The sequence below is a fragment of the Bizionia sp. genome (assembly GCF_048259285.1).
GTDB classification, from domain to species: Bacteria; Bacteroidota; Bacteroidia; order Flavobacteriales; family Flavobacteriaceae; genus Algorimicrobium; species Algorimicrobium hallyeonense.
In genome coordinates, this window is the sequence record NZ_JBLXHU010000071.1 from 1 (window position 1) to 6,966 (window position 6,966).

Genomic DNA, 6,966 nt, shown 5'->3' on the forward strand with positions numbered 1-6,966 from the left:
TGCATAATAATGGGAGACAATTTACTAATCATAACAGAATTAAATATAGTAATGAAAATTTAGAAATTTATCTCAAGAATATTAATATTAGAACAGCTTACATAGTGTCATTCTTTTTAGTACTTATTACAATGGTGGAATCTGCTTTAATGTGTTCATCTGATATTGTTGATTATTTAGAATGCGGAATTGAACCACCCGAAGATTCTCAATATGAAATTGCACCCTTCATTCAAAAATTCATTGATGAAAAAGTCATAAAATTACATCCTGAATTGAAACAATATTTAATTGACAATAATAATTACGGAATGAAAATCAAGTAGGAAAAACTAGCTACGAGGACATATGCAATAAGCTATTAGCTCTAGCTCACATATAATAATCCATCAAGGCTTTCTATTCAGTTTTTATTTATTAAATTAGATATTTAAATACTATAACTACCCTTATTGAAATACGATTGGGTGAAATTAAAGAGTATCTTTATATGATGAATTTAGCCTTAAGACCTTCTAATTTTAATTTTATTTATGATGCTTCAAAATTGATAAAAAGAGATTTGTTATACTTCGATCAAGTGCATATATGTAGTTATAACAACTTTACAATTTTTGATGAAATTAAAAGTACAGACCCAGAATATTACATACATCTAGAAAGAGAGTTAAAATTATTCAAAGAGAACAATCTCTTTTTTGATAAATTTTATGTTTCGGAGGTTATAAAGCACTCATTTAACCTTTTTAAAAAGCAAGAAAGTACAAGCTTGGATGACTTCAACGATATCAAAAAGGTTTTAGATATGATGAAAAATGTTCCGCAACCATTATCTGAAAAGAAATTCAAAGAAAAGCTAAATGAAAGTGAAATGCTGAAAATAATGGATGAATATGAGGAATCTGTTAATTCATTAGAAAATGAAGCCACAAAAATTGCTGCATTTTTTCTTAATCGATTTGCTGTGGATGATGCTTTCCCTTTATTAGAAACTTACAATACCATTGCAATAAGAAATTCAGTAAAGACAAATGTTTTAGAAGTTGTTCTAAACAAACTACCTATACCGAATGAAGATGTTTCAAACGAGCAAATTATAGAGTTTCGCTCTGACCCAGATTCTAGAGCAAAGTTTAATGCTCTCAGGGTTTGGATGCAAGACATTTCAAGAAAGGATTATTCTCATAAGGAAATTAATGAAAGAATTGAGCACCTAGTCTATGAATATGAGACACATTTAAGACTGCATAAGCTTAAGTTCGGGCATGGTTCAATGAGGGTTTTTGTAACAAGTGCATTAGAGGTGTTGGAAAATTTGGCAACCCTAAAATTAAGTAAAGTAGTTGACTCGATCTATTCTTTGCAGACCAAAGAAATTAACTTATTAGAAGCTCAGTTAACAGCTCCAGGCAAGGAAGTTGCGTATATAATTGATGCAAATAATAAACTTGGGAGATAATAGTTATACTTGATAAAAATTGAGTTTATCTATCTGCTGATTTATTTAAAAGCTGTAATATCAATACGAGTAAACCCGAAATGATTTAGCTATCTAATTAAGCCTAGGATAACCCATTTATCTATTTCTTCCGAAGCGCTTTCACCATAATATTAGTAATTAATGACAGCTTGCCAGTATTGGCATCATTTTTATAATTAACTTTTACACGATATCCACGAACTCTTTTTTCTTCAGATTTTGGCTGTTTAAGAGCGTCAAGGTACGTCGGGAACTCTTCTGGAGCCAAGAAGTGTATTTGTGAGTGATATTTCTTTTTGAAAACAGTAGAAGCTTGTTCTTTAATGTTTTCTAGATGCCTTTTATCTTCAGAAATCATGAAAACTAATGAGTAGCCATCATCGATACACTTTTGGATATTCTTTAGTTCATATTCCATGCTATTGGTCACTGATACTTCAATGGCAATTCGAATATTATCTCGTACTAAAGCGACGTCAACTTTACCATCTTTTTTGGTAGGTTCTTCAAGGGTTGCCTTAAACCCATGTTGCCGTGCTATGGATTGTACATAGTATTGAACTGAACGATGTTTACGGATAACCTCTTGCTCTTTGACCTGCTCAATATATTTTGAAGTATGCGCTTTTAAATGGTCATCAGTTTGTATAGTGTCTTCAGTAGCCGTTTTCTCTTCACTTCTATTAATTCCCTGTTTTTTTATTGGATCTGTAGTACTTCGAGTTTTCTCCTTTTTTTCTTTTTTGAACAGTGCCTGTTTTGGTAAAAGCTCAAATAAAATCTCGTCAAGCTTTTCTTTTGGCTGCGCATAGATATTCTGTGTGTTATTGATAACATATTCTCTTATAGTGTCTGAATCAGAATTCACCTCACACAAAGGAAAGGTTGATAGATTAAAATCATCTTGTGAAGAACCAGTTCTCATAATGGTCTGCCCAATAGCCAAACTTTGTAAATCAGATTGTTCAAAGTATGAAAAACCTGTTTCCAACCGTTTGGCATCCGAATCACCAAGCCTAAAACAAATGCGTGTATAAGGGTTAGAAATAACGGAGTTGAGAATTTTTGGATCGTCTATTTGTGCCAGCTCTTGATGGGCTAATATCAATGCTAATCCATATTTTCTAGCTCCTGATAGGATTTGCGAAATAGAAGGTGTTATAAAATTTTGAAATTCATCACAGTAGATGTAGTAAGGGGGTCGTTGTGATTTAGGAAGAGATTGTCTTCCTTGCGCTACTTGATTGAATTTTGAGAGAAACATGGAGCCGAGCAAAAAGCTGTTTTCTTCACCGATTAGCCCCTGTGATAATTTAATTAGAACAATCTTTTTCTGTTCAATACAGCATCTGAAATCAACGCCTTTAGATTGTGCCAACATGTAACGGATTACCTTTGGTCGTAGGAAGGTATCAATACGGGTTAAAAGTGGTGCTATTCCTTTTCTCACCAAAGAGTATTCATTGTTCCAGTAGTAATGAATTGCAGAGTCATCGACAGTGCTTAAAAATTCCTTTCTAAAACGTTCTTCAAGTAAAAACCGTTTGAGCTCAATGAGCGTTCCTTGTCTACTGCTCTCCAGAAAAGTATTGATGGCATTAGATAGCACTGCCGACATATTATCTCCCCAAGATGTGGCGTGACGCTTGAAAGAAGACACCAAATCTGAACTCAAGACTATTTTTTCTGCATCAGTAGTTGCATTAAGTAAATTAAACCCAATTATATAATCAGTATCAGAAGGATCTATAACTATGACATCGTCCTTTCTATGCTCTGGAATGCGAAGAAGTATATCTTCAACAATATCTCCATGGGGATCAAGTAAGGTACAGCCATTTCCAAGCCTCATGTCTTCTAGCAGCATAGAGGCAATCAAGGTGCTTTTACCAACGCCCGTGGTTCCTATGATATGCGTATGACGAAGACGCATGTCATCATTGAGCATAACATGATGTTTCAATCCGTTGTGCTGATTGACACCTAAGAGATATTTTTGGTCAGTAACTTCTTTAGGTGCAGCTTTCGTCTTTCCTTCATGCGACCCCAGCTTTTTAGATGTGACTGTTTTATTTGGATAATGAACAAAGGTGTTCAGTTCCTTGGAGTTCAAAACAAAACCCAATCGGTTACTGAGGCGATGATGTAGATTGTATTTGTGGAAATCATAATCATAGCCTTCATTGGATAAAGGGATGAGTTTGTTATGTTGAGAAGTCGAAACAGCAGAAATACTTCGTGCCAACTCTTGTGCTAGATACTGACTCCTGTAATTGTCCTTGCCTTGCGTTGCTATACGCATCACTACTGAAAATAGTGGATGTGCTATTTTCTCTTTGGCACGCTGTGGCATTTCGGGAGCATCAACAAAGAATGAGCCCCCACGTCCATCACTTACTGAATATGAAATGTCCTTTGCAAGTGGCGATGTAATGCCCTTAAAAAGTACCTGAAGTACAATAACATCATTTTCTTGAAGAGATTCCATGGTAGCAATAACAGAAGTCAGTGGGTCAATTGAAAATGATTCAGTTGTTGCTATGCTTCGCATATACTCATCGTTCAATCCAAAATCCGCGATAGCAATATCATTTTCGACAGAAAACCCTAAACCATCAACGGCAACATCTCTGCAAATGACAGCAGGGAAGTATGCGAGAAGTTGTGATTGCACCCGATCTTTATCATGTTCGCTACAGGCTACCCGAATGCTTATGTCATCAACTGTTCCAATAATCTCAAAGGATAGTAGATGCTCTGTAAAGGACAGCGTATTGAGGAACTCAATGTTTCTATTTGGCAGTATCTCAGTTCCTTTAGGAAAGGACAGGGAAATACCTGTAAGGTTTGGGATGTTTTCTAACGCTAAATAACGAGGTTGAACCTCTATCATTTCTTGCGTTGATTCTTCCGTTTCTTTTTGTGGAGAAAGTAATTTTGTGACTTGTTTAAAAAGTGATGGCACACGGCCATCGTCAACTATTGGTGTTTTTGAACACGTTGCGTGGCGGAAAGGAATATATGGGGTTTCAATATCAACGGGAGTATCGAAGTGGTAATAACCACGAAATCGATATTCCCAATTATAGAAATTTAGTGTTGTTTGTTCGCTTGCATTCATTAACGAGCAAATATGTCATTCAATACAGGTCTTCGTTCGGTTTCGGTCATTGCTCGTATTCCTTTATCGTTGGTGATATCATCGATAACCGTTAAGATCGAAGAATGGACGTATGACATCAGCATGGAAGCAGTATCAATACGGTAATAGGTTACAGGATATAACTTTCTAGCTAACCAGTCACCTATAAAGGGAATCTTTGAGATCAAGATTTTACCAATGGAATCTTTATAAAGTAGCCACCACGACACAAAGAACCCATGACCAAACTTGGCGCCACATATATCATACTGATAGTCCTTCCACTTAGCGCGTAAGTACAGTCTGGAATTAGACATCATACCACCTTCTTTATGGGCTGTTTCTTGGATGTTAATTCTTGTTACACCATGTGATTCTAACTCTGCTTTTAATAAGGCATAAAACTCTTTAGGCGAGTATTCAAAGTTATCAATAAGGGTATTCCACCTTGAATGATAATTTTTTCTGGTTTTACTGAAAATAAATCTTAAAACAAGAAAAACAACAACTCCTGCTAGGATATACATTCCATACTTTGTTAGATAGAAAGTGAATTCGTTCATGATTTAAAGTTTATTGCTAATCTATTTTTAATAGCAACTTAAATCAATACGGATTTTCCCTTAATTAAAATTCAAAAATCAATATTTATAAATTATTGATTAGTACTTAAAAAAAGTCTATGACATTATATGTTGTAAAATTTCTTTAGCAACAAATTCTGCATTTTCTTTTTTATCACTGGTCCATTTTGCTAGTTGGTGTGGTGCATGGTTTAAGAAAATAATTTTTTTATTTGAGGTTCCAACTGCTGAATTTATTAATATTTCAGGTATTTCTTCAGGTATTATATTGTCATTCCTGCTAAAGAAAATTAAAAGTTTACCTTGAAAATTCTTTAATGCTTCAGGAGCATTGTTATTTTTCCAGCTGTTGGTTTTTCTAATAATTTTACTAAATTTCACTCCAAAGTGTACTTCAAGTGCTTTCTTATCATATAGGGCAGGTGCAAACAAAATCAAATTTTCAATCCTATTTTTATATTTGCTTAACATTAAATTGATTGCCACTTGTCCACTCATGCTGAATGCAATAATAGTTATTTTAAGTTTAGGATTTAAATACTTAAGTGCAGATATAGCTTCATCAGTTTTTTTTTGTATACTAGAGATCTTATTTGATGTGCTGCAACCTTGACCAGAAAAGTCAAAACAGAATATTCCTAATCCATTTTCAAATAACTGTTTTGCTAAAGGAATGAGCCTGTTTTTATTTGAGTTTCCAGCACCATGTAACATTAAAACTGTTGGTAACTCCTTATCTTTAGTAATATTTATAGCATCTAAAACTTCTTCTCCTACCTTAAATTTAATTTGTTTGATAGTCATGATATAACTCTATTGTATGATTCAGTTCTTAAATGTCTAGTTTTTCTTAAATCATTAGTTGTAACAATTCTAGTGAGCCATCTAGCACTTTTTCCATATAGAGGCTTGTAAGCATTTCTTCTGTGAACCGTTCTAAAGTTGTCAATATATAAGCAATTACCTTGCTCTAAAATGATTTTGATTTGATTTTTATCTATAACATTAATTAAGTAATCTATTGCTTCTTTCTGTAATTTTGAGTAGCTTTTTGTATTCATATTATTAAGATTAATTCTCAAATATGGAGCTTTAAGATTTCCAAACAAGATAGATTTTTTAGTTTGCCTTTCTTTAATATTCAAGTTTTCATGAATAGGATTTGAATTGATGATAAATTTTTCTTCAAATAATATTCTTTTTATGTCTTCTGGAAATTGGTGGTTTTGAATATGTGAAATCACTGTTGGTGCTTTTTCATAATTTCTCATACAAATTAACCCTAAATAATCTGGAATTCCTTCATGAAAAGCATCTTCTGTATGAAATTGGAAATCATAAGTTGACCCAGAACTACTGTTCGAAATATTTTCTAGTTCTTTAAGAGGGATAATAGAATTTATTATATGTCCTCGTCTTTGAGAAGAAAAAGCAATAGGCTCCCCTAAAAGACTGGAGAACAAACCATGAAATATATCAGCATTTGTTAGACTAAACTTTTTTTCATATTCTCTGTATTCACTTGGTGTGTCAATAATATTTTGCTCGTCAAAAGGAGCATTTTTTATTAGAATCGCTAATGATGCTTCATTATACTTAAAATCATAAAACAGGTCTCTTAACCGTCTTGGAAGCTCTTGAGCATACAAATGTGAACGTGAAAAAAAAACAGTTTCAAGAACTGGGCTATGCGTTAATGCAATATAATCAATTAATTTATTTATACTTTTAATTTCATCATCTTTTAAAACAACTTCTTT

The 6,966-nt window shown here is 33.4% G+C and carries 6 protein-coding genes; 2 read left to right on the plus strand and 4 right to left on the minus strand.

Annotated elements, in window-relative coordinates:
* Window positions 1–326: hypothetical protein (locus ACN0QX_RS14825; RefSeq protein ID WP_417198082.1), on the plus strand; the 326-nt coding region annotated here is incomplete at its 5' end.
* Between the two features lie 164 nt (window positions 327–490).
* The gene (locus ACN0QX_RS14830) at window positions 491–1,459 is read left to right on the plus strand and encodes a hypothetical protein (protein WP_417198084.1); all 969 of its coding nucleotides are present in this window, start codon (window positions 491–493) and stop codon (window positions 1,457–1,459) included.
* A gap of 121 nt (window positions 1,460–1,580) precedes the next feature.
* Here the strand turns inward: ACN0QX_RS14830 and ACN0QX_RS14835 are convergent, their stop codons facing one another.
* The 4 genes from ACN0QX_RS14835 to ACN0QX_RS14850 all read right to left on the minus strand — a co-directional run.
* Window positions 1,581–4,601 carry a type IV secretory system conjugative DNA transfer family protein gene (locus ACN0QX_RS14835; RefSeq protein WP_417198086.1) on the minus strand — a complete coding sequence of 1,007 codons (3,021 nt, stop codon included), beginning with the start codon at window positions 4,599–4,601 and terminating at the stop codon, window positions 1,581–1,583.
* On the minus strand, window positions 4,601–5,185 hold the full coding sequence (locus ACN0QX_RS14840) for a hypothetical protein (protein ID WP_417198088.1): 585 nt from the start codon (window positions 5,183–5,185) through the stop codon (window positions 4,601–4,603). The genes ACN0QX_RS14835 and ACN0QX_RS14840 overlap by 1 nt, the downstream gene beginning before the upstream one ends.
* Window positions 5,186–5,302: 117 nt before the next feature.
* Entirely contained in the window at window positions 5,303–6,010 is a 708-nt protein-coding gene (locus ACN0QX_RS14845; protein ID WP_417198090.1) for an alpha/beta hydrolase, read from the minus strand.
* Window positions 6,007–6,966 (minus strand): TauD/TfdA family dioxygenase (locus tag ACN0QX_RS14850; RefSeq protein WP_417198092.1); only part of this gene is annotated, 960 nt, incomplete at its 5' end. The genes ACN0QX_RS14845 and ACN0QX_RS14850, both read right to left, overlap by 4 nt.

Excerpts from the sequence above, each read along its gene's own strand:
- ACN0QX_RS14835 (WP_417198086.1), bottom strand. The coding sequence starts at position 4,601 with ATGAATGCAAGCGAACAAACAACACTAAATTTCTATAATTGGGAATAT.
- ACN0QX_RS14830 (WP_417198084.1), top strand. The coding sequence starts at position 491 with ATGATGAATTTAGCCTTAAGACCTTCTAATTTTAATTTTATTTATGAT.
- ACN0QX_RS14840 (WP_417198088.1), bottom strand. The coding sequence starts at position 5,185 with ATGAACGAATTCACTTTCTATCTAACAAAGTATGGAATGTATATCCTA.
- ACN0QX_RS14845 (WP_417198090.1), bottom strand. The coding sequence starts at position 6,010 with ATGACTATCAAACAAATTAAATTTAAGGTAGGAGAAGAAGTTTTAGAT.